Below are 21,659 nucleotides of genomic sequence, written 5' to 3' on the forward strand. Positions count from 1 at the left end.
TAGCCAACCGTGCCGGGTCAGACGATCTGGCCGCCCCTGCGCCTGATCCTGGCGAGCAGGTCGCGGAAGCCGGACTTTCGCGTCAGGTTGGCGCCGAGTGGGTTGTTCTTCTTGCCCAGGCCGTGGTAATCGCTCGACCCCGTGCGCAGCAGCCCGAGGCGGCCACCCATCTCGAACAGGAGTGAGCGGGCGTCGTCGTCGTGGTCCGGGTGGTCCACCTCGATGCCCTCCAACCCGTAGTCCCGCACGAGCTGCTCCAGGTAGGGCGCGTCGATGACCTCGCGTCCCTTGCGCGCCCACGGATGGGCGATGACGGCGACACCCTTGGCGCCGTGAATCAGTTCGATCGCCCGCTCGAGCGACGCCGCATACCGCTTGACGTAGCCGGGCCGGTCCTCGTCGAGCCACACCTTGAAGGCCTCGTCGCGGTCCGCGATGTAGCCCTTGGCCACCATCGCATCCGCCACGTGGGGACGGCCGATGGCCGGCGCGCCCATCGCCACCCGGTTGACGTCGTCGATGGTCAGTTCCAGACCTGCGGCGTTCAGCTTCTCGATCATCATGGGCAGGCGGTGGCTGCGGCCGTGCCGGATCCGCGCCAGTTCCTCGCCCAGGTCACGGTCGTAGATGTCGCAGCCGTACCCCAGCAGGTGCACCGCGCGACCCTCCACCTCCGTGGACATCTCGATCCCGCACAGGACCTTCAAGCCGATGCGCTTGCCCGCCTCCTGCGCCTCGAGAACTCCGCCGAACGTGTCGTGGTCTGTCAGCGCGATGGCGTCGAGCCCCGCCTGGAACGCCTTCATCACCAGCGTTGTCGGCGTGTCGGTGCCGTCCGAGACGCGCGAATGAGTGTGCAGGTCGATTCTCATGGCCCTCATCCTAGGGACTGGCGAACCCGCTTTTGGCTGGCCGTGGATAAGTCTCACGGGCAAGTAGTCTGGGGTCATGGATCTGGACTACACCCACACTTATGCCGCAGACCCCGAGCGCGTCGTCGGTCTCCTCCGCAATGAGGACTTCATCGCCGATGTCGCTGTGCACGCCGGTGCCACCGAGCACAGCGTGGACATCACCCCGGACGCGACGACGCTGATCATGTCGCTGCCGGTCCCCGCCTCCATCGCCAAGTTCATCGGTTCCTCCATGAAGCTCAAGCAGGTGTTCCGCTTCGGCGACGTGGCTGCAGACGGCAGCGTCCGCGGCACCGTGGACGTGGACGTCCCCGGAATGCCCGTGGACGTGACGGCCGACGCCGAGATGCTGCCCCAGGGCGACGGCACCACGCAGGGCCGCTACACCGGTGACCTGAAGGTGAAGATCCCGCTGGTGGGCAAGAAGGTCGAGGCCCAGGTCGAGCCGTACATCCGTGATGCCTTCGCTGGCCTGGAGCGCCGCGCGGCAGATTGGCTCAGCCGCTGACGTGAGACGGCGGCCTCAGCCGGCCTTGCTGGATGAGGCCTCCTCACGCCGCTTCTTCGCGGCCTCGACGGAGGCCTTGAGTGCGGACATGAGGTCGATGACGTCGCCCGTCGGTGCGGACCGGTCGGTCTGCTCAGGCAACTCGGCGCCCGCAAGCTTCGCCTCGACGACCTCAAGGAGCGCGGCGCGGTAGGAGTCCGTGTAGGCCTCCGGGTCGAACTCGCCCTCCAACTGCGCGATGAGGAGCTTGGCCATCTCGATCTCCGCGTCAGAGATCTTGACCTCCTGCGACGGAGCGGCGAACTCGCCGTTGCGCAGTTCATCCGGCCAGTACATGGTGTGCATCAGCAGCAGGTCGCCCTGCGCGCGGATCAGCGCCAGGGATTCGCGGCTGCGCAACGCTACCTTGACCACGGCAACCTTGTTCTCCTTGGCGAGCGCCTCGCGCAGCAGCACGTAAGGCTTCTGGCCTGCTGCCTCCGCCTCGAGGAAGTACGTGCGCTGGAAGAACGTGGGATCCACCTCGTGCTCGTCCACGAACTGCACCACGTCGACGCTCTTGAGCGTGCTCAGCGGGAGGTTCTCGAAATCTTCATCCGTCAGGATGGCAAGGCGCCCGTCTGCAGCCTCATACCCCTTGGCGATGTCCGCGAACTGGACCACCTCGCCGCACTTCTCACACACGCGCTGGTAGCGGATGCGGCCCCCGTCGGTGGAATGCACCTGCCGGAAGCTGATGTCCTTGTCCTCCGTGGCCCCGTAGAGCTTCACCGGGATGGAGACCAGCCCGAATGACACCGAGCCTTTCCAGATTGAGCGCGGCATGTCAGCTACCTCCCTGGTATTCGACCTTGTCATTCCAGAGTAGTTCGTGGTTCTCGAGCAGCGCCTGCACCTGCGGCTGTCCCCAGGCCTGGTCGATGGTGAGCCCCTTGGAGATGGCTGCGGCGTCTGCGACGTCCACCCCTGGCTCCTCGCTGAACCAGGCGATCATGGCGCGTGGCGGGCACTTCGCGAGCACGATCTGGCCGTTGGCCGGGTCCTCGCCGGGCAGCACCGCTGCCTCGTCGACCTCTGCCACCACGATGGTGCGCTCCCCGTGGTGGGCCAGGCCTGCCACCGAGGCGAGCACCATGGCGGCGTGTTCGGCCGCTTCGGACTCATCCTCGCCGTACTCCAGCTCCGCCAACAGTTCGGGCGTGACGGTGTAGGCCGTCCGGTTCTCGACGGAGGGCTCGCCCCGGAGCATGCCGAGCTCGTCCGACGCGATGGGGATGAACACCAGTTGACGCTTCACGGACCCCACCCTAGTCCCGCACTGTGACACAGAGGAGGGGTCTGCTGCGCGGGCCCCGGAATTCGGGGTAGGTTCGAGCTGCCATGAAGCTCTTGTCACGCCTCGTCGTCGCGTTCCTCACCGCCGTCACGCTGGTCGCCTGCGGCGCGCCGGCCTCCGCTCCCCCGCAGACCATCGAGCTGGAGATCACGGACCCGCCCGGCGCGACCCAACGGATCGAGGTGGCGCTCGGGGCGGAGGTCACGATGCGCATCACCACGGCCATCGCGGACCACGCCCATCTGCACGGCTATGAGCTGGAGGAGTTCACGGAGCCGGGACAGACCATCGAGTGGACCTTCACCGCCGACATGGCGGGCAGTTACGAACTCGAGTCCCACACGTCCGACAGCATCTGGGCAGACGTGGTGGTGTCGTGATTCCGCTGCACGGGATCGCCTCACGCTCAGACCTGCCCCTCCCATTCCCTCTGGTGGTGGCCGGCGGGGCCGTCGTGCTGATCATCACATTCTGGGTGGCGATCTTCGCGTGGGAGCGGCCCCGTTTCCAGCAACAGCAGGGGCGCGACATGCCGCGGCTCACGCGCTTCGTCGACTCCCCCGTGGTCTCCCGCACGCTCAGGGTCATCGTCGCCCTCATCTGGCTGCTGATGGCCGCGGCGCTGTTCTTCGGGGTCGACCGCATCGACAACCCCGTACTGGGCTTCGTCTACGTCCTGGTGTGGGTGGGGCTGGTCCCGCTGGCGCTGCTGTTCGGCGACGTCCACCGTCGCACGAACCCGCTGCGTCTCCTCCTCCGCTTCAGGGGCGCCACGGCCCCGGCGCCCTTCCAGTCGACGGCATCGGTGCTTCCCGCGGCCCTCGCGCTGTTGGCCTTCCTCTACCTCGAACTGGTCCAACCCGGCGGCGCCACCGTGCCCGTGCTCCGTTGGTTCGCCGTCGGCTGGCTCCTCTGGGTCACTGCGGGCGTGCTGCTGCGGGGCCCGCGCTGGATCCAGCAGGCAGAACCCTTTGAGGCCTATGCGACGACGGTGGCCCACATGTCGCCGTGGGCCCGTAACGCTCGCGGCGTCATCCTCTGGACCAATCCGGTGCGGAATCTGGCGTCCTGGCGCGCCCCTCGGCACCTGGCGCTGTTGGCCTCCGTGCTGCTGGGCGGCACCCTTTTCGATGCCCTCTCCAACACCGGCGTCTGGGTCCGCGGCACCCAGGAACTGGACGGATGGCTCTGGCCCGTCAGCACTCTGGCGCTACTGGCCGCCGTAACGCTCATCTACGGGCTGTTCTGGTTGGGTACCCGGCCGTACCGCGGGCTCTCGATGGATGCGCTCGCTCCCGGGCTCGTTCCGCTGGTGGTGGGCTACGCGCTCTCGCATTACGGCACCATGCTCTACCTCGAGGGCCAGCGCACCCTCATCCGGTTCAGTGACCCGTTGGGTCGTGGCTGGAACCTCTTCGGCACCATCGAAGCCGCACCGGACACTGCGCTGTTCATGTACCCGACGTTCATCGCCGTGGCGCAGGTGCTGCTCATCGTGGGCGGCCACGCTCTCGGCGTGCTGGTGACGCACGACATCGCTCTCCGGAGCGCCCCGGCCCAGTTGAGGATCCATCTGCCCCTGCTCACCATGATGGTGGTCTTCACCATGGGCGGGCTGCTGCTGATGTTCGGAGGCTGAGCTTCACAGGGTGTTGTCCGACGGGGTCGAAGTGTTGTCCGGATCCGGCCAGGTGTTGTCCGTTGCCAGTGCGGTGTTGTCCGTTGCCCTGAAAGGCGTGACCCGGGAGAGGGCGGCCATCTAGCGTCTCCGGCATGAACCCCTCCAGCATCACGCCCCTACGTCCGTCCCCCACCCCCCAGCAGGCTCCGCCTCAGGCCGTCCGCCTGATCCACGTGCTCCTCGAAGCGATGGCAGGCCGGAGGGCCCTCCATCAGGTGCGGCCGTTGCTGTCGCCCACGTCGTTCATCCGGCTGGCGTCCTACGCCGACGCAGGGCTCTTCCGCCGGATGGCCATCGGGCCGCTCAAGACGCAGATGCCCACGCCCCGCGCGGTGGAGGCGACGGTGTCACTCCTCTGCGCCTCCCGCGTCATCAGCTGCGCGATCCGCCTCGACGTGCACCGGGACCGGTGGGTCTGCACGGAACTCGCCGTGCTGCGCCCGGCCGCCATGATGGCGGCCTGAGGATGCCTCAGACCGCTCCGGCTGGCCGGCCGTGGCAGACCTTGTACTTCTTACCGGAACCGCAGGGGCACGGCTGATTTCGGCCCACCTTCGGCTCCGACTTCGTCACGGTCACCCCGGTGCGCGTGGCCTCACCGGTCTCGTCCGGCGCCGAGTAGGAGAGGTTCCTGTCGGTCTTGCGCTCGAGGCCCCGGGCCAATGCGGCCGGGAGCTCCTGGCGTGGCTCCTCAACTGGAGCCTGGATCTTCGGGGTCTTGACCTTGTGGTCCGTCTTGGAGGGCAGGCTCTCGGTGAGGGAATCGACACCGACCGCAGACCCGTCGCCGTCGGTCACCAGCCCCACGTTCAACTGGGGCTCGGCCGCCGGTGCAGCCACTTCGAGGTTGAAGAGGTAACCCACGACCTCTTCCATGAAGGCGTCCATCATGGCGTTGAACATGTCGCCACCCTCGCGCTGGTACTCGACCAGCGGGTCACGCTGTGCCATGGCACGCAGACCGATGCCCTCGCGGAGGTAGTCCATCTCGTAGAGGTGCTCACGCCACTTGCGGTCGAGCACCGTCAGCAGGACCTGGCGCTCCAACTCGCGCATGGTGTCCTCACCCAACTGCTCTTCGCGCTTCTTGTAGGCCGCGTCCGCGTCCTCGAGGAACATCTCGACCAGTTCGCCCTGCTCGGGCAGGTCGTCGGCGATGTCGTCCATGTCGATGGTCACCGGATACAGCGTCTTGAGTTCGGTGAACATCGTCTCGATGTCCCAATCCTCCGGGATGCCGACGGTGTGCTGACGCACCACGTCGCTGACGACACGCTCGGTGGCGGCCTTCAACTGGGCCGAGACGTCGGCGCCGTCCAGCACCTGGCGGCGATCACCGTAGATGGCGTGGCGCTGGCGGTTCATCACGTCGTCGTACTTGAGGACGTTCTTGCGCATTTCGAAGTTCTGACCCTCGACCTGCTTCTGCGCCCCCTCGATGGACTTCGACACCGACTTCATGTCGATCGGCACGTCGTCGGGGACCTTCATCATGAGCAGCGCGCGCTCGAGCAGTTCGGGACGGAACAGGCGCATGAGGTCGTCGCTGAGCGACAGGTAGAACCGCGATTCGCCCGGGTCCCCCTGGCGACCGGAACGGCCACGCAGCTGATTGTCGATGCGCCGCGACTCGTGACGCTCTGAGCCGACGACGTACAGACCGCCGAGCTCAACGACCTCTTCGTGCTCCACCTTCACCTGGTCCTCGAGCGCCTTGAGCGTCTCGTTCCACCTGGCTTCGTACTCCTCGGGCGTCTCCTGGGGGTCCAGGCCCTCCTTGCGCAGCTGGAGGTCCGCGAGGAACTCCGGGTTGCCGCCCAGCATGATGTCGGTGCCTCGGCCGGCCATGTTCGTCGAGACCGTGACAGCACCCTTGCGGCCGGCCTCCGCGACGATGGCGGCTTCGCTCTCATGGTGCTTGGCGTTGAGGACCTTGTGCGGGACGTTGGCCTTCTTCAGCAGCGCCGAGAGCACCTCGGACTTCTCGACGGATGCCGTACCGATGAGAACCGGCTGGCCCTTCGCGTGCCGCTCCGCGATGTCGCGGACGATGGCCTCGTACTTGGCCTCCTGCGTGCGGTAGATCAGATCCGCCTGATCGACGCGGACCATGGGTCGGTTGGTCGGGATCGTGATGACGCCCAGACCGTAGATCTTCTGGAACTCGCCCTCTTCCGTCTTCGCGGTACCGGTCATGCCGGCCAGCTTCTCGTACATGCGGAAGTAGTTCTGCAGTGTGATGGTGGCCAGCGTCTGGTACTCGTCCTTGATCTTGACGCCCTCCTTCGCCTCCAGCGCCTGGTGCAGACCCTCGTTGTAGCGACGGCCGGCCAGCGTGCGGCCGGTGTGCTCGTCGACGATGAGGACCTCGTCGCCCGCGAGGACGTAGTCCTTGTCACGCTTGAACAGTTCCTTGGCCTTGATGGAGTTGTTCAGGTAGGAAATGAGCGGTGTGTTGGCCGACTCGTAGAGGTTCTCGATGCCGAGTCGGTCCTCGACCTTCTCGATGCCCGGGGCCAGGACGGCGATGGTGCGCTTCTTCTCGTCCACCTCGTAGTCGACGTCACGGCGCAGCGTCAGCGCCATCTTGGCGAACACGGGGTACCACTCGTGGTTGTCCTCGGCGGGGCCGGAGATGATCAGCGGCGTGCGGGCCTCGTCGATCAGGATGGAGTCGACCTCATCCACGACGGCGTAGTGGTGGCCGCGCTGGACCATGTCGGCCTTGCGTAGGGCCATGTTGTCGCGGAGGTAGTCGAAGCCGAACTCGTTGTTGGTGCCGTAGGTGATGTCGCAGTTGTAGGCGGCACGGCGCTGTTCGGGGGTCATCGACGTCAGGATGGCGCCCACGTCCAGGCCGAGGAAGTGGTGGAGGCGGCCCATCTGCTCGGACTGGTACTTGGCGAGGTAGTCGTTCGTGGTGACGACGTGCACGCCCCTGCCGCTGAGGGCATTCAGGTAGGACGGGAGGGTGCCGACGAGTGTCTTGCCCTCACCGGTCTTCATCTCCGCGATGTTTCCCCAGTGGAGGGCGGCGCCGCCCATGATTTGCACGTCGAAGTGACGCTTGTCGAACACGCGGACCGACGCCTCGCGGACGGCAGCGAAGGCTTCCGGCATGATGCGGTCCAGGGACTCTCCGTCCGCGATCCGGTCACGGAACTTCTGCGTCTCTTCGCGAAGCTCCGCGTCAGACATCGCCTGGAACTCTTCTTCGATGGAATTGACCTGGTCGGCCACCTTCCGCAGCTTTCGGAGCTGTGCTCCCGAGCCGAGGCCGCTCAGAAAGTCCATGATTCCCACGGGGCGCATCCTTCGTGTCGCGTTGCGTGCCGGGCCGGTGCCGACTACCGCCAGCCATCCTAACCCCACTCGCCAAGGGGCGCAGAACAGCGCTCGCCCCGACTTTTCGGTCGGGGCGAGCGCTGTGGGGCCGTGGCTCAGCTCACATCGAGCTGGATCACGCCGTAGTTGTAGGCCTTGCGGCGGTAGACCACAGAGGGACGGCCGGATTCCGCATCCTGGTACAGGAAGAAGTCGTGGCCGACCAGTTCCATCTCATCCAGCGCCTGCGCCAACGTCAGGGGCGCAGTTTCGAAGACCTTCTCGCGCACGACGAGCGGGCCGTCGCCGGTCACCACAAGCCCGGCGACGTTCGTGACGGGCACGCCCTGCTCCTCCTCCTCGGTCGGCTCCGGTGCGGGAGCGAACTCGGGAACGGCACCGGCGCGCAGGCCACGGTGGGTCTTGCGCCGGTCTGCCGCCCGACGAAGCTGGGACTTCAGTCGGTCGAGGGCTATCTCAAATGCAGCGGTCTTGTCTTCGGCATTGGCTTCGGCACGGATCACGGGTCCCCTGCTCCGCAGAGTCAACTGGACCGTGGTCGCGTCGGACGGGTTCTTCGTCCCCTCGGATGCCTGGAATTCGACTTCAACCCGAATGACCCGGTCACGCAACCGTTCGATGGTGGCCAAGCGCTCGCTGACGAGCTCCTTGACTTCGGGGCTGATCGTGCACTGACGACCTGTGACGACGATGTCCATTTTATCCTCCGTCTATCAGGGCTTATGCCCACTGACGACTTGCTACACGACCGGGAGGGATCCCGGTCGGTATGCACAACGCCGCAGGTCGCCCAGCGAGGTGGGCCTGCGGCGTGTCCATGCACCAACGCTACCCTCACCCTCAAGGGTGCGTCACTCGTTTGCTGGTGTGTCCCGGAAGTTTCTCCGCCTGGGCGATCACGGCACCTCCCCACACCGGCACGCCCGCCGCCCACAGCGCGCGGACCGATTCCCGGAGCGAAGCACCCGAGGTGGCGACGTCGTCGACCACGACGACCGGCGCCCCGTCTGCCTGCGCCACCATGGAGTGCGCCAGGTTGCTGCTGCGCTGGAGCTTCCCCAACCCTGACTGGTCTTCCCCCGAGCGTGACCGCGACAGCAGCGGCCTCCACGGCAGCCCACAGCGCCCGGCGGCCCGGGCCGCGAGCCGCCGTGCATGGTCGAATCCCCGGTCCCGCACTGCAGAGGGTCGCGACGGCACGGGCACCAGAACCGCGTCCGGCGGGGGCCCGAGCCCCGCCACGGCACGGGCGAGGAGGTCCCCCAGCGCTGCGCCCAGATGCAGCGCGCCATCATCCTTGTACCGGGGGATCACGTGTTCGAGCACAGGGCGGTACTGACATGCCGCCACCAGCGGCACGTCGAGCCCGCGGTCGATCAGTTCCGGCGGATCCGAGAGCAATGCGCGGCAACCGGCACACAGTCCCCAGCCTGGGGCCTGACAGCCCGGGCACGATGCTCCGAGGAGCAGGTCAGCGGCGGCGTGGAAGAAGGTCGACACACCCCCACTGTGGCCAACGGGTGGACCTCTCCACCGTTGTCCACAGATCAGCCGGGATAGGCCACCGCGGTCACCTCGTCCGCCAGGCGGGTCCACCGGGTGCGTGCCTCGTAGCGCCAGGTCACGTCCAGGTCGGTCGTGACCGCTATCGGTCCGCCGCCCAGACGCACGTTCGACGCGATGTCGACGATTGCGCCGGTGATCGCGCCCAGGTCCTGCACCACCGAGCCGTCCAGCTGCGCGGTGAAGATCGAGCGCACCCCGGCGCTGGTGGCGGCCACCGCCAGGGACGTCTCCGCCTGCCAGGTGGGCGCCACCGGGTCTGTCAATGCGTCACCGGCAGGCGCGACGATCTCCAAGGGCCGCCATTGGGTCGCGGAGATGGGGTTTGCCCCCAAGAGTGAGGCCACGCCGAGCGTCGGCACCCCTCCGACGTCGGCAACGATCAGGACCCGGGCGCGGGAGGGCGACACTGAGAAGTCGCTGATCCGGCCCACTCCCAGATCGGCGCTGACCAGTTGCGCCTGACCGTCCCGGTCGATGGTGGCCATGCGGGGGGTCCCGGTCATGTCGTTGCCCAGAAGCCACAAGGTGCCCAGCACAAACTGAGGGGAGCGCAGATTGCTCAGCGGCAGGTCCACCTTCGAGACGGGGCCACCCAGTCCGCCGGTGGACAGCTCCGTGCGGTCCTCGTTGATGACGGCCATGCTGCCCCCGTCGACGGAGACAGCCACGTCCGCCACCCGGAAGCCGATCTCGGGCATGATCTCGAATTCGTCCTGGCCGGTGATGCGACCCACCCGTGAGCGACGCACGCCGAACAGGTCCGTGGCCGCTGCCCGGGACAGCACCTGGTAGCCCTGCTGTGTGGCCAGTTCGAGCACGCCGTTGGCCGAAGCGCCCGGGATGGGTACCGTCCGCCCACCCTCCCTCGTGACGATCATGCCCGTGACGCGTGGGATGGACGTGAGCGTCCACAGCAATTGGGCGCCCAGCCGGCGCAGGTCGTCGTCGCCCAGGACCACGGGAAGGCGGGCGAGGTCCACGGTCACCACGCCGCTCTGGTCGATGGTGGCGCCGCCATCCCCGAGCCTGACCCCTCGGGGCAGCGCGTCGATGACCGAGCGGCTGATCTCCTCGGCCGGGCCCCTGAACAGGGCCTGTAGCACGTTGCTGGGGGTGAGGAGCGATTCGGGCAGGTGGATGGGGTCTGGCACCACGTGCGCGCCGACGCGGCTCATGAAATAGAGCGTGACACGCGAGTAATAGCGCTCGAAGTTGTACCGGGTCAGCAGGAGCCCGTCCGGCGGGGCGCTGATCCGCCACTGGCCCTCCTGCTCGACGAGGCCGAAATCATGCTCGAACGGTTCGGTGTGCGCGGTGTAGCGATGGGTCTCGTCCAGGTGTCCGATGGCCGTGCCGGTGGCCGCCGCGGCATCCATCCCGCCGGTGACTTCGCCATCGAACACGACCGCGTCGACGGGGGCCCAGCCCGAGGCCGCCTCGCTCGTGAGGTACTGCCGGGCGATGGCGTACTCGCCGTCGGGGTCTGCCATGGCCTGAAGGAAGCCCTCGACGAGACGCACCGGCGTCATATCCTCGCTCGGCGGCTCCGGGGCGATGTCGATGCCCCGCGGCTGCGCGGCCAGAGGCACCTGCTCGACGGGCCCGGACGTCGCAATGGTGGTGCAACCGGTCAGCGACAGCAGGAGTGCCGTGAGAGCGGCCACAGCGCGTCTCATGCGCTCACCTCCTTGTCATCAGCCGGTACGACGGCCAGCGGCGAGCTCGTCAGCTCGTGCCCTGACTCCCGCGGCAGCGTCAACCGGAATTGGGCACCGCGCCCCGGCCGGCCCCAGGCCGTCAACCATCCGCGGTGCAACCGGGCGTCCTCCATCGCGATCGCAAGCCCCAATCCCGTGCCACCCACCAGCCGGGTGCGACTGGGATCTGCGCGCCAGAACCGGTCGAAGACGCGGGCCGCGTCCTCCGCCTTGAAGCCGACGCCGTAGTCGCGCACGGTCACCGCCACCGCGTCGTGGTCCGAAGCCAGCCTGATCACCACCGGCCTGCCCTCGCTGTGCTCGATGGCATTGGTGATCAGGTTGCGCAGGATCCGCCTGACCCGACGGGTGTCGACCTCGGCGGTGGTGTCCTCGTCCACCTGTTCGAACCGGAGCTCGACGCCCAGGGCCCCGGCCATCGACCGGCTCCCTGCCACCTCTGCGGCGGCCAGCGACGCGACGTCGGTCTCGTCGAGGGCCAGGACTGCCGCACCCGCGTCGAACCGCGAGATCTCCAGGAGATCCGCCAGCATGAGGTCGAACCGGTCGATCTCGAGGCTCATCAGTTCCGCCGAACGCGCAGTGATGGGGTCGAAGTTGCTACGCGCATCGTGCAACACATCCGCGGCCATCTTGATGGTGGTCATCGGGGTGCGCAGCTCGTGGGACACATCGCTGACGAAGCGTTGCTGCAGCGTGGACAGCGTCTCCAGCTCACGGATCCGCTGCTGGAGCTCAGCGGCCATCCGGTTCATGGAGGTGGCCAGCAGCGCCAGGTCGTCGGTACCACGCACCAGCATGCGCTCCCCCAGTTGGCCGGACGCCAGCTGCAGCGCGGTGGTGCTGGCCTTCCGCACCGGCCTCACCACCTGCACCGTGACGAGATAGGAGATCAACCCGAGTGCTGCCACCAGCGCTACGCCGGCCGCGATGACGGCTCCCTGCAGGGCGCTCAGGGTCTGCAGCTCGGTGGTCATGGGAAAGATGTAGAACACCGGGTAGCGCTCCCCTGTCTCGCCGATCAGTGCGGCGCCGATGGCCCAGCCGGGCTCCGGCTGCATCGTGGGGTCGGTGAAGACCACCCGCGTCGGGGTGATGAACATGCCCTGGTCCTGCTCCACCCGGTCACGCAACCCGACCGGTACCGACTCCGCGCGGATGCCGGTGGAGGTGAGGCTGGAGACCGGCCCCTGGATCACCACCCGGTACTGCGCCGCTTGGGCGTCGGCGAGGTCCGCCAGCCGGCTGAGCGATTCATGGATGGCGGCGCCCCGCGCCTCTGGCGTGCGCAACTGCTCCTGCATGAACGCGTAGACGCCCGACGCCTCGTTCAGCGCCGCCTGTCGCTTCGTCTCGACGACGCCCGCCGTGGCCTGACGCATCAGGACGACCCCGGCCAGCGTCATCAAGACCATTGACAGGCCGAGCGTCGAGATCAGCACCCGCAGCGGCAGGGAACCCCACCACAGTGCCTTGAGCCCTCGCGCGGGACGTGCCCGGGTGCTGTCAGTTCTGCGTTTCACCGGCGCGGTATCCAATGCCGCGGACCGTGATCACGATTTCGGGGTGTTCCGGGTCCTTCTCGATCTTGGCCCGCAGCCGCTGTACATGCACGTTGACCAGGCGGGTGTCTGCCGAGTTGCGATAGCCCCACACCTCGTCGAGGAGGGCCTCGCGGGTGAAGACGTGGGCCGGGCGGCGTGCCAGGGCCAGCAACAGTTCGAACTCCAGTGGGGTGAGGGGCAGGTGTTCCTCGCCCCGCTTCACGAGGTGGGACGAGACCGAGATCGCCAGGTCCCCGATGGTCAGGACGTCCGAGCCCACTTCCCCGCTGGTGCGGCGCAGGCGGGTACGGATCCGGGCGATGAGTTCCTTCGCCTTGAACGGTTTGGCCACGTAGTCGTCGGCCCCCGCCTCGAGACCGGCCACCACGTCCGAGGTGTCGGACTTGGCGGTCAACATGACGATCGGTACGCCGGATTCGGCGCGGATGTCGCGGCAGACGGAGACTCCGTCGCGCCCCGGCAGCATGAGGTCGAGAAGCACGAGGTCAGGACGGGACTGGCGGAACTCCTGCAACGCCTCGTTGCCCGTCCCGCACCGGACGGTCTCGAACCCCTCCTGGCGCAGGACGATCTGCAGCATCTCTGAGAGCGCCGCGTCATCGTCCACCACCAGTATCAGGGCTTTGCCCTTGGCCTCGGTCACCCCAGCCTCCTTGCTCTGCCGTCAATGGTAGCGAGAGGCCGTAGCCGTCACACTGCGGTCATCCGCAGCGGGCCTCCCGGCATGATGTGCAGCATCCGCAACGTCTCGGCGTTCTCGTCGAAAATGGTCGCGATCCTCAGCGAAGCGTCTTTCCACCCATCACCGCGGTGCAACGCAGCGTAGCGGGTTTCCAGCTGGCCCAGAATGGCCTCGACCTTACGCATCCGCCAGTTGCGGGCACGCGGCGACGTGGCCGAGGGTCCTGTCCTGGCGACGGCGCACTGCAACTCGGTGGTGGCGCACATGGTCACCGCGCGCTCCAGCAGCATGTTGGTCACCATCCTGGCCTGCTTGCAACCCGTGACGATGCGTTCGACGCTCTCCGCGAAGGCCAGTTCCTTGCGCTCCTTACGCGTCACATCCGCCACGTGGCTGTCCTGCCCGTCGCCGGTCCATTCGCTGTTCCGGATCCGGCCCTTGTTCGCGCGGACGGATGCCACGATCTGTTCCTGCTGCTGCACGACGTTGCCCCACTGGCCCGCCGCCTCCCCGAGGAGATCAGGGGAACGCCTGCTGGCCCCCAGCCAGGCGTGGTGGGCGCTGATGGCCGTCAACCGGGAGTTGATGCTGATCCAGAGACCCACCGCCTCCGCTGCGATCCAGGGTGCCCGGATGGTCTGGCCCAGGTTCTCGAGGCGGCTGAGGACGAGGAAGTTCTCCACCACGTCGTTGCGCATCGCCGTCCAGGCGAGGCTGCGCGCGGAGGACAACGAGTTGCTGATCGCGTCATAGCGTGGGCTGCTCACGAGTTCATCCCTCCGAGGCTGTCAGTGGCCTGCGTTTCGTTCTGGTCGTAGTTGTTGGAGGCGGCGTCCAGCGCCATCGCCTGAGCTTCGGCCTCGAGCCCAGCGTCAGAGGCGGCCTGCACGCTGCTCTCCACCGCGGTGCGGTAGGGCGGCACCGCCTCAGTCATCACGCCGAACATGGCTCCGGGCTCCGGCGTGGACATGATCGTGTCCTGCATGGGCTTCGACCGGTCCGCGAGGTCGCTCCAGTTGGTGGATTCCCTGCGCAGTTGATCTGTGTTCACCGAGTAGTCGGAACCACCGGTGGAACTGTACGTGGAGGTGGGCTGCGCGAAGGAGGTGCTGCCCGATGGGCGGGTGCCCGTCTGGCTGCCCGTGCTGGTGTACGTGGGGCTCGTCGAGCTGTTCGTGGTGCCGTCCTGGGGACGCACGCCCGTCTGGTGGCCCCCGTCATACTCGAAACCACCGCCAGACTGCGAGCCCGGCGAGTTGGTGCTGGGATCGGTCTCCGAACCGCTGGCATCCCCGGCGGCCACCGGACCGCCCGGGTAGTAGCCGGTCGACGGGGACTGGGTGCCACCCGGCCCGCTGCTGCCGGGCAACGTCGTGCCTGGAACGGTGGTGCCTGGAACGGTGGTGCCGGGTGCCGTGGTGCCGGGTGCCGTGGTGCCGGGCGCCATGGCGCCCGCGGCGTAGGAGCCGCTGCCGGGTCCCTGCTGGTAGACCGACTGCAGGCCGGTGGCCTGGACGCCTGCGGTGGGAGCGGTGTTCCTGCCATCCCGCTGGCGGACCTTGCTCAGTGGGGTGTCCGGGACGCCGTCTCCGTCCGTGTCGACGAGCGGGTCCTCGATGATGCGACCGTCACTGTCCACTGCGACCAGCTGATCGAGACCGCTGCGACGGAGGGCCTCCCGGAGCTGCTCCGCGTCCAGAGAGTCCTCCGTGCCGGCTGCCATCAGGCCCCCACCGGGCGCCGTGAAACCGCCAGGGCCGAACATTGCCCCGGACGCACCGGAACCCGAAGGTCCGAACAGCGACGGGCCGGCGAGCCTGCCGGCCTGCGCCCCCTGCAGCATGGTGGGGATGCCACCACCCGCGGCGCCGGGGCCGGCCGACATCATGGGCTGCATGGCGCCCGCCCCACCCGGGGCGGCGCCCACGCCACCCACGGTGGCGTTGGGAGGCATCATCGCGGGGGGCATCGCTCCTGCCCCGCCACCCTTCCTCCCACGGGTGCCGGAACCGCGCAGTGCCATCGCGGCGGCCTTCCTCCGTCGACGGTCCTCGCGGTTCTTGTCCGTCTCGGCGCCCGTGACTTCGCCGGGCACGGCGTATTCGTCCTCGTCCAGCGCTCCCCATGGATCCGCCGCCAGGGGTCCGTCGATCCGGGCATGCAGTTGGGGTGAATCGAAGCGTACTTCGTCGCCCTTGTTGTGGTCCGTCATCGGGTTCCCTTCGCCATGATGGTGAGCAGGTCTCGCTGCGCCTGGAAGAACTCGCCGGCCAGTTCCTCGTGTTCGCCGGGCACGAAATGGGGCGGGTGGTAGTTGGCATACGCGCTGCGTGCTGTCTGCACCACAGCGGCTGAGATGTGGTCGGGGGTGGCGGTGCGCAACCAGTTCCGGTCGAACCGTACGGCCTCGGCCAGGCCCGACCAGGTGAGCGACACGGAGACGGGACCACGCTGGGCCACCGTCTTCTCACCGTCGATGTCCGCCCACCTGATCTCGTGGTCCGGCCTGTCCCTGAGTGCCGCCTGTCGCTCGCCCAGGGCCACGATGCGCTCCTGCACGGCGTCGAGGTCATCCCACGTGAGGGGCGACTCGGGATCCGGAGTTGGCTCCGGTAGAACGGCGAAGTCCAGCAGATCAGAAGCACCGGCGGATCGAATCGAAGCGGCGAAGAAGGCCTCTTCGAAGGCGTCCTCCAGCGTGCGGTTGGGTCCGAGGATCTCACGCCAGCGCGGTGAGACGTGCACCTTCGTGAGTTGCCGGACATCCTCGTCAATCCAGATCCGTACCGCCAGCCGGGCATCGGCGAAACCGTGCGAGGGGTGCCACTCGTGCGATTCGTCGGCGACGGCGGCTGCCTCAGCGACAACGTCTGCGGGAGGAGCCAGGATCTCGTCGTCGAAGTTGTCGTCGGTCACGAACGGCCCTCCTCGGTAGCGGCATACCCCCGAAGTCTTACATGCGGAGGGGTCACCTCTGTGACCCGCAAAGGTCAGTTCAGTGCGGGTTCTTCCGTCCAGGTGGACCATCTTCCGGGGAGGCCGCCCATGCGTCGCAGCACGCGTCGCCAGAGACCGTCCGGGTTGCCGAACACGTCGTCGGCGCGCACCTCCGTGCGGAACCAGGAGCCGCGGATCAGTTCGCCCTCGAGTTGGCCGGGCGACCACGAGGAGAGACCGACGAAGAGCCGCAGACCGATGAAGGAGGATTCGAGCAGTTCGCTCGGGAACCGGAGGTCCACGAGCCCGACATCGCCCGCGAGCCTCTCCCAGCCGGGCGGTTCCACACCCTCTGCGGCCGGCTTGCCCAGGGCCAGCACCACGTCGCTGTTGACCGGGCCTCCTTCGAAGAGGATGCCAGGTGGGCTGAGAAGCGGTGCGAAGTGAGCCGCGGCGGCCTCCGGCGGCATGTCCGAGACCACGTTGAGACAGACGCCGACGGTGCCCTCGAGGTGGTGCTCGACGATCAGGACGACCGAGCGGTCGAAGTAGCCGCCGCGCCCAGGTTGGGTGGCGACGAGCAACTGACCCACGGCGATCGCACCGGTATGCATGCCCACCACCCTAACGGGCGCCCGTCACGAGGGCAGCAAAAAACCTCGTGCCCACCCGCTGGTCAGCGGATGGGCACGAGGCACAGGGGTGGAGGTGGCGGGAATTGAACCCGCGTCCTCAAGAGATGTTCCAGGACTTCTCCGGGCGCAGCCGACATTGTCGTCTTCTCGGTCCCTGCACTCTTCGTCGGCAAGTCGCAGACAGACCCAGTATCAGTAAAGTCCCGAGTAGCCCCTGATACGCACGCTACTCAGCAAGCCTTCTAAATGAGGCCAGGTACCGGACCGAAGGCTCGTCCGGGCTGACCCTTCGGTCGCTGATCAGGCAGCGAGAGCGAAGTCAGTGCTGTTGTTGTTGGCACTTATTGGTTTCCACGCAGCGTTTACGAGATAAACGTGGATCCTCGGCCCGCTTCTCCTGGGACTACCGTCCCGAGTCGAAACCAGTCACCCCCTGTTGAGTTGTTCACACCATTCTAGCGCACGTCAGCGGATTGCCTGCTTCGGCCGATTCGACCTCGCGAGCAGGAACGGCTCGAGCCGTCCGGTACCGGACTGTCCGTTGAATGCACGCACGGACGCCCAGATCGTGCCGCCGAACCAGGCCAGCCACGCCAGGAACATGAAGCCCTCCGCCCCGAACACGATCCCCAACAGGAACGCTGCGGCTGCCACGGCAGCCGCCGTCAGTTGCAGACTGAGGGCCCGGTTCGCCTCCCACCAGACGCGGCTGCCCGGCGTGGCCACCGCCTTCACGACGACAGGCCCGAGGAACCAGGTGAAGAGGCCCGACAACTGGGTCAGGCCCGCCCCGAGGTTCTCGGCAGGAGCCGGTTGACCCGGCCTCGGACGGGTGAGCACCGCAGGGGCGATGCGGGCCAGCCCCACCAGGGACCGGTTCAACTCCACGCGGTCGCGGGCGTTCAACGCGAGGTCGAGGCGTCGATCCAACTCAGCCTCGTCGATGGAGCGGTCCGCGTAACAGGCCTGCAGGTGGTCCACTGCACGGTCTCGCTGCTGGTCGGTCACTCCGGGGAACTGCTGGTACTCGCTCATGTATCCATTGTCGTCGGAGGGTCGCCTCGGCAGTACCGGGAAGCACCCTGAAAACGACCCTGGACGGGCCCGGGTGAGGGTCTCAGCGGTTGTTGTACTTGTTGCGGTGCGCCAGGGCCCGCTGCATCTCGCGCTGGGCATCGCGCTCGGCGATGGCGTGGCGCTTGTCCCAGTCCTTCTTACCGGTGGCGACGGCGATCTCGACCTTCGCGTAGCCGTCCTTGAAGTACAGGGACAACGGGATGAGCGTGCGGCCGGAGTCGTCGGTGGCGCGGGAGAGCTTGTCGATCTCCTTGCGGTGCAACAGCAGTTTCCGCGTACGCCGGGCCGAATGGTTGCGCCAGGTGCCGAACTCGTACTCCGGGATGTTGGCGTTGATCAGCCAGGCCTCACCCTGCTCATCGACGGTGGCGTACGCCTCCGCGATGGTGGCGCGGCCGGCGCGCAGCGTCTTGACCTCGGTACCCGTCAGAACCAGGCCGGCCTCGAACACGTCACCGATGTGGTAATCGTGCCTGGCCTTCCTGTTCTGTGCGACGAGCTTCTTTCCGGTCTCCCTGGGCATCCGGTAATTAAACCACGCCTCAGTTGAACCAGCCGGACAGCGGGTTCACGACCCGGCCGTTCTCCCACACCATCAGGTGCAGGTGGCAACCGGTGGAGTAGCCCGTGGAGCCGACGTAGCCGATGACCTGGCCCTGCTTCACCCGGGTGCCCACGCCCACGATGTAGTGGGTGGCGTGATTGAAACCGGTCGTGACGTAGGCCCCGCGGACATAGCCGTGGTCGATCATCAGGCGGTTTCCATAGCCACGGTTGAAGTAGCGCTCCGTCACGACGCCATCCGCGGGCGCACGGAGGGGGGCCCCGCACGCGGCGCCGAAGTCGGTACCGTCGTGCAGCTTGCGATAGCCCAGCACGGGGTGCAGGCGCATGCCGTACCTGGAGGTCAGGCGACCCTCGACGGGGCGGATGAAGACGGAATTGTTGCGCGAGGAGCTGGATGATTTCTTCGGCGCTGAGACGGCTGCCGCGGCCTGCGGTTTCGGAGCAGGCTTCTTGGCGGCCGCCGCGTTGGCTGCGGCCGTCTGTGCGGCAGCGTCACGGGCGGCCTTGTCGCGGGCGGCCTTGTCTCGGGCAGCCTTCTCTGCAGCTGCCTTCTTCTGAGCTTCGATCCGCTGCTGGATGCGCTTCTCGACGTCGGCGTTCTCGGCCACGAGTTCACGCTGACGCGTCTCCTCGGCGACGACCTGCTGACGGGCGCTCTCTTCGGCCTTGTCCCTTGCGGCCACCAGGTCGGCGACCTGGGCCCGCAGCGCCTCGGCCTGCTCCTGCACCGACTGCTTCTCGTCGAGCTGACGAGCGGCGGCCTGCCGGGCCTCGTCGGCGACATCGCGGGCGGCGTCGGCGGCCTGGCGGGCCTCGTCAGCAGCCTGCTGGGCAGCATCGGCCCGGGACTCCGCGTCCTCCAGGGAAAGGCGGCGCATCTCCAACTCGTCGAGTTGCACCGCCGAGGAGGTCATGAGGTTCTGGGCCAGCTGCGCACGCTGGTTGAGGTTCGACGCGTTGACGTCGGTGAAGATCATGGCGAGGTTGACCAGGCCGGTGCTGTGCTGGGTGGTGACCAGGATCTCTTCGTTCAGCCGGCGATTGACCGAGTCGAGGGCGGCCTGGGCTGCGGCGACGTCCGCCCTGGCCTGGTCGAGTTCATGGTTGGCCACTTCGAGCTTCTCGGTGGCGACGTCCAGTTCCTGTTCGGCGACGGCGAGCTCGTCGGCGCGCTGCTTGTCGAGATCCTCCGCGGCGCGGAGTTCCGATTCTGCCTTGGCCAGCTTGGCGCCGGCGTCGGCCAGCTGCGCGCGGGCCACTCGGGCGTCCTCGACGGCGGAATCCCGCGCGGCTTCAGCGTCGTCGATGACGGAGGCCTGGCGTGCGATCTCGCGCTGGAGGTCTGCTTTGCGATCGGTCAGATCATCAGCCTGGGCTGGTGTCCAACTCGCGAATCCCAGGAGGACTGCCAGCACGCCGGCGACGATGCCACGGGGCAGACCTGAGATCCATGTGCGAACTGCGGGCGGGGGGGGAAGGTCCCGGTTCACGCTCGTCTCCTTATCAGATACGCAGATATCTTCTGGTTGCGAGCAGCGTCGGGATGATGGCGAGACCAACACCTACCGCTGCAATGGACACAATGGCAGCCGCCAGCTCTCCCCAGCCAATCCAGGGTAAAGCGGCGATTGAGGTTCGAGCGTTCTGGTCGATGATGAACCAGAAGCCCAGCGTGAGGGTTGCCGCGGCGATGACGACGCCGATGAGGGCGGCGACCAGTGCCTCCAGCAGGAACGGCAGGAGGATGTAGATGTTCGACGCGCCGACCAGCCGCATGATGCCCATCTCTCGCCGCCGCGAGAACGCGGCCATCCGGATGGTGTTGACGATCTGCAACGCAGCCGCCAGCAGGAGCAGCAGGCTCATGGTGATCGTGGCCCACTGCAGGGCGCCGAACCACTTGAAGATGGGCTCCAGGATGGAGTTCTGGTCCTGCACCGCCTGCACACCCTGGAGCCCGCGAGCCTCGCTGGACACGCCTGCATAGTTCTCCGGGTTGTTGAGCTTCACGCGGAAGGAGTCCTGCATGTCTTCCACGGTGCGGGAGTTGACGGCCGGCGAGTCCCTGAAGACGCGCTGGAACTCAGCAAGGGCCACTTCCTTGGACTCGTAGACCACCTCGGAAACCTCCGGGTTGGCCTCCAGGGTCTGCTGGATGGAGTCGCGCTGCGCGTCGGTGGCGCCCTTGCCGGGCTCGCAGCGGCCCCCCTGGGTGTCAGGAGTGCAGAGGAACACCTGGACGGTGATCTTGTCGTACAGAGTGCGCTTGGTGAGGTCGACTTCCATCGACGTCAGGAGGCCCGCCCCCAGGAGTGCCAGCGAGACGGACATGGTGACGACGACCGCGATCGTCATGGCGATGTTGCGCTTGAGACCGGACCAGGTTTCGCGAAGTGAATGCCGCATGATGTGTGAACTCTCCCCTACGCCGAGCCGTAGATGCCCTTGGCCTGATCGCGGACGAGTTCCCCGTCGCGCAGTTCCAGGACCCGGCGACGCATCTGGTCGACGATGGACGAATCGTGGGTGGCCATGATGACGGTGGTGTCGACGCGGTTGATCCGGTCGAGCAGCTTCATGATGCCCACCGAGGTTTCGGGATCGAGGTTGCCCGTGGGTTCGTCGGCGATGAGGATCTTGGGGCGGTTCACAAAGGCGCGGGCGATGGCGACGCGCTGCTGCTCACCACCGGAGAGCTCCTCGCAGGGCCGGTCCTCCTTGCCGGCGAGGCCGACCATCTCGAGGGTGTCCGGGACGACGCGGCGGATCTCCCGGCCGGGGCGCCCGATGACCTGCAGCGCGAACGCCACGTTCTCATAGACGGTCTTGCCGGGGAGCAGCCTGAAGTCCTGGAAGACCGTGCCGATCTGGCGACGGAGCCCGGGGACCTTCCACTGTGCGAGCGTGCTGAGGTTCTTCCCCGCGACGTACAGGGTGCCCTTCGTCGGGCGGTACTCGCGGAGGATGAGTCGCAGGAAGGTCGACTTGCCCGAACCCGACTGCCCGACGAGGAAGACGAACTCTCCCCGGGCGATCTCGAGGTTGACGTTCCTCAGGGCAGCACGTTGCTGTCCTGGATAGAACTTCGTGACGTCCTCGAACGTGATCACAGGGGCACTCCGGCGGTT

22 protein-coding genes and 1 other RNA gene are annotated in these 21,659 nt (G+C 67.2%); 4 read left to right on the top strand and 19 right to left on the bottom strand.

Features of this window, described 5'->3' with window-relative positions:
- Nucleotides 1-17: 17 nt before the first annotated feature.
- Nucleotides 18-872, bottom strand: coding sequence for a PHP domain-containing protein (locus tag ACX1DX_RS04285; protein ID WP_076058717.1), 855 nt, complete (start codon nt 870-872; stop codon nt 18-20).
- Between the two features lie 76 nt (nt 873-948).
- Between ACX1DX_RS04285 and ACX1DX_RS04290 the strand changes: the two genes are divergently transcribed.
- On the top strand, nt 949-1,422 hold the full coding sequence (locus ACX1DX_RS04290; RefSeq protein WP_076058715.1) for a DUF2505 domain-containing protein: 474 nt from the start codon (nt 949-951) through the stop codon (nt 1,420-1,422).
- Between the two features lie 15 nt (nt 1,423-1,437).
- On the opposite strand, the gene ku is transcribed toward ACX1DX_RS04290, so the two are convergent.
- Nucleotides 1,438-2,247, bottom strand: a complete 810-nt coding sequence (gene ku, locus ACX1DX_RS04295; protein WP_182763442.1) for a non-homologous end joining protein Ku — start codon at nt 2,245-2,247, stop codon at nt 1,438-1,440.
- A 1-nt stretch (nt 2,248) separates the two neighbouring features.
- The gene (locus ACX1DX_RS04300) at nt 2,249-2,719 is read right to left on the bottom strand and encodes a DUF6912 family protein (protein WP_459397748.1); all 471 of its coding nucleotides are present in this window, start codon (nt 2,717-2,719) and stop codon (nt 2,249-2,251) included.
- A gap of 83 nt (nt 2,720-2,802) precedes the next feature.
- Here ACX1DX_RS04300 and ACX1DX_RS04305 point away from each other — a divergent pair, with 83 nt between their 5' ends.
- The 3 genes from ACX1DX_RS04305 to ACX1DX_RS04315 all read left to right on the top strand — a co-directional run bounded on the left by ACX1DX_RS04305 (nt 2,803) and on the right by ACX1DX_RS04315 (nt 4,903).
- Nucleotides 2,803-3,138, top strand: coding sequence for a cupredoxin domain-containing protein (locus tag ACX1DX_RS04305; protein WP_459397749.1), 336 nt, complete (start codon nt 2,803-2,805; stop codon nt 3,136-3,138).
- On the top strand, nt 3,135-4,397 hold the full coding sequence (locus ACX1DX_RS04310) for a hypothetical protein (RefSeq protein WP_459397750.1): 1,263 nt from the start codon (nt 3,135-3,137) through the stop codon (nt 4,395-4,397). Before ACX1DX_RS04305 ends, ACX1DX_RS04310 begins: the two co-directional genes overlap by 4 nt.
- A gap of 134 nt (nt 4,398-4,531) precedes the next feature.
- Entirely contained in the window at nt 4,532-4,903 is a 372-nt protein-coding gene (locus ACX1DX_RS04315) for an Rv3235 family protein (protein WP_459397751.1), read from the top strand.
- A gap of 7 nt (nt 4,904-4,910) precedes the next feature.
- Here ACX1DX_RS04315 and secA read toward each other — a convergent pair whose 3' ends face one another.
- The 16 genes from secA to ftsE all read right to left on the bottom strand — a co-directional run bounded on the left by secA (nt 4,911) and on the right by ftsE (nt 21,641).
- On the bottom strand, nt 4,911-7,742 hold the full coding sequence (gene secA / locus ACX1DX_RS04320) for a preprotein translocase subunit SecA (protein WP_459397752.1): 2,832 nt from the start codon (nt 7,740-7,742) through the stop codon (nt 4,911-4,913).
- A gap of 137 nt (nt 7,743-7,879) precedes the next feature.
- Entirely contained in the window at nt 7,880-8,482 is a 603-nt protein-coding gene (hpf, locus tag ACX1DX_RS04325) for a ribosome hibernation-promoting factor, HPF/YfiA family (RefSeq protein ID WP_182763447.1), read from the bottom strand.
- Nucleotides 8,483-8,624: 142 nt separating this feature from the next.
- Nucleotides 8,625-9,284: a ComF family protein gene (locus ACX1DX_RS04330; protein ID WP_459397753.1), complete on the bottom strand. Its 660-nt coding sequence runs from the start codon at nt 9,282-9,284 to the stop codon at nt 8,625-8,627.
- Between the two features lie 47 nt (nt 9,285-9,331).
- Nucleotides 9,332-11,026 (bottom strand): LpqB family beta-propeller domain-containing protein, encoded by a 1,695-nt coding sequence (locus ACX1DX_RS04335; RefSeq protein ID WP_182763449.1) that lies wholly within the window; start codon nt 11,024-11,026, stop codon nt 9,332-9,334.
- Nucleotides 11,023-12,483 (bottom strand): MtrAB system histidine kinase MtrB, encoded by a 1,461-nt coding sequence (mtrB, locus tag ACX1DX_RS04340; RefSeq protein WP_459398173.1) that lies wholly within the window; start codon nt 12,481-12,483, stop codon nt 11,023-11,025. The genes ACX1DX_RS04335 and mtrB overlap by 4 nt, the downstream gene beginning before the upstream one ends.
- Nucleotides 12,484-12,574: 91 nt before the next feature.
- The gene (gene mtrA / locus ACX1DX_RS04345) at nt 12,575-13,276 is read right to left on the bottom strand and encodes an MtrAB system response regulator MtrA (RefSeq protein ID WP_459397754.1); all 702 of its coding nucleotides are present in this window, start codon (nt 13,274-13,276) and stop codon (nt 12,575-12,577) included.
- Between the two features lie 47 nt (nt 13,277-13,323).
- Nucleotides 13,324-14,082 (bottom strand): hypothetical protein, encoded by a 759-nt coding sequence (locus ACX1DX_RS04350; RefSeq protein WP_459397755.1) that lies wholly within the window; start codon nt 14,080-14,082, stop codon nt 13,324-13,326.
- Nucleotides 14,079-15,527, bottom strand: a complete 1,449-nt coding sequence (locus tag ACX1DX_RS04355) for a hypothetical protein (RefSeq protein ID WP_459397756.1) — start codon at nt 15,525-15,527, stop codon at nt 14,079-14,081. The genes ACX1DX_RS04350 and ACX1DX_RS04355 overlap by 4 nt, the downstream gene beginning before the upstream one ends.
- Nucleotides 15,524-16,231, bottom strand: coding sequence for a hypothetical protein (locus ACX1DX_RS04360; protein WP_459397757.1), 708 nt, complete (start codon nt 16,229-16,231; stop codon nt 15,524-15,526). Before ACX1DX_RS04360 ends, ACX1DX_RS04355 begins: the two co-directional genes overlap by 4 nt.
- Before the next feature lie 74 nt (nt 16,232-16,305).
- Complete coding sequence (locus ACX1DX_RS04365; RefSeq protein ID WP_459397758.1) at nt 16,306-16,866, bottom strand: YqgE/AlgH family protein; 561 nt, start codon at nt 16,864-16,866, stop codon at nt 16,306-16,308.
- An 86-nt stretch (nt 16,867-16,952) separates the two neighbouring features.
- Nucleotides 16,953-17,321: a transfer-messenger RNA gene (gene ssrA, locus ACX1DX_RS04370) on the bottom strand.
- 31 nt (nt 17,322-17,352) lie between these two features.
- Nucleotides 17,353-17,922 carry a DUF1707 domain-containing protein gene (locus ACX1DX_RS04375; RefSeq protein WP_459397759.1) on the bottom strand — a complete coding sequence of 190 codons (570 nt, stop codon included), beginning with the start codon at nt 17,920-17,922 and terminating at the stop codon, nt 17,353-17,355.
- 82 nt (nt 17,923-18,004) lie between these two features.
- Nucleotides 18,005-18,487 carry an SsrA-binding protein SmpB gene (gene smpB / locus ACX1DX_RS04380; RefSeq protein WP_182763455.1) on the bottom strand — a complete coding sequence of 161 codons (483 nt, stop codon included), beginning with the start codon at nt 18,485-18,487 and terminating at the stop codon, nt 18,005-18,007.
- A gap of 19 nt (nt 18,488-18,506) precedes the next feature.
- Nucleotides 18,507-19,946 carry a M23 family metallopeptidase gene (locus ACX1DX_RS04385; RefSeq protein ID WP_459397760.1) on the bottom strand — a complete coding sequence of 480 codons (1,440 nt, stop codon included), beginning with the start codon at nt 19,944-19,946 and terminating at the stop codon, nt 18,507-18,509.
- Between the two features lie 88 nt (nt 19,947-20,034).
- Nucleotides 20,035-20,937, bottom strand: a complete 903-nt coding sequence (gene ftsX, locus ACX1DX_RS04390; RefSeq protein WP_209455094.1) for a permease-like cell division protein FtsX — start codon at nt 20,935-20,937, stop codon at nt 20,035-20,037.
- A 17-nt stretch (nt 20,938-20,954) separates the two neighbouring features.
- Nucleotides 20,955-21,641, bottom strand: a complete 687-nt coding sequence (gene ftsE / locus ACX1DX_RS04395) for a cell division ATP-binding protein FtsE (RefSeq protein WP_076058684.1) — start codon at nt 21,639-21,641, stop codon at nt 20,955-20,957.
- Nucleotides 21,642-21,659: the final 18 nt, after the last annotated feature.

The sequence above is a fragment of the Tessaracoccus zhenghani genome (assembly GCF_054552775.1).

What these genes read in the sequence shown, in the direction of transcription:
- ACX1DX_RS04375 (WP_459397759.1), bottom strand. Translation starts at nt 17,922, where the DNA reads ATGAGCGAGTACCAGCAGTTCCCCGGAGTGACCGACCAGCAGCGAGAC.
- smpB (WP_182763455.1), bottom strand. Translation starts at nt 18,487, where the DNA reads ATGCCCAGGGAGACCGGAAAGAAGCTCGTCGCACAGAACAGGAAGGCC.
- ftsX (WP_209455094.1), bottom strand. Translation starts at nt 20,937, where the DNA reads ATGCGGCATTCACTTCGCGAAACCTGGTCCGGTCTCAAGCGCAACATC.
- mtrB (WP_459398173.1), bottom strand. Translation starts at nt 12,483, where the DNA reads ATGGTCTTGATGACGCTGGCCGGGGTCGTCCTGATGCGTCAGGCCACG.
- ACX1DX_RS04305 (WP_459397749.1), top strand. Translation starts at nt 2,803, where the DNA reads ATGAAGCTCTTGTCACGCCTCGTCGTCGCGTTCCTCACCGCCGTCACG.
- ACX1DX_RS04335 (WP_182763449.1), bottom strand. Translation starts at nt 11,026, where the DNA reads ATGAGACGCGCTGTGGCCGCTCTCACGGCACTCCTGCTGTCGCTGACC.
- ACX1DX_RS04355 (WP_459397756.1), bottom strand. Translation starts at nt 15,527, where the DNA reads ATGACGGACCACAACAAGGGCGACGAAGTACGCTTCGATTCACCCCAA.
- ACX1DX_RS04365 (WP_459397758.1), bottom strand. Translation starts at nt 16,866, where the DNA reads ATGCATACCGGTGCGATCGCCGTGGGTCAGTTGCTCGTCGCCACCCAA.
- ku (WP_182763442.1), bottom strand. Translation starts at nt 2,247, where the DNA reads ATGCCGCGCTCAATCTGGAAAGGCTCGGTGTCATTCGGGCTGGTCTCC.
- hpf (WP_182763447.1), bottom strand. Translation starts at nt 8,482, where the DNA reads ATGGACATCGTCGTCACAGGTCGTCAGTGCACGATCAGCCCCGAAGTC.
- ACX1DX_RS04290 (WP_076058715.1), top strand. Translation starts at nt 949, where the DNA reads ATGGATCTGGACTACACCCACACTTATGCCGCAGACCCCGAGCGCGTC.
- ACX1DX_RS04315 (WP_459397751.1), top strand. Translation starts at nt 4,532, where the DNA reads ATGAACCCCTCCAGCATCACGCCCCTACGTCCGTCCCCCACCCCCCAG.
- ACX1DX_RS04285 (WP_076058717.1), bottom strand. Translation starts at nt 872, where the DNA reads ATGAGAATCGACCTGCACACTCATTCGCGCGTCTCGGACGGCACCGAC.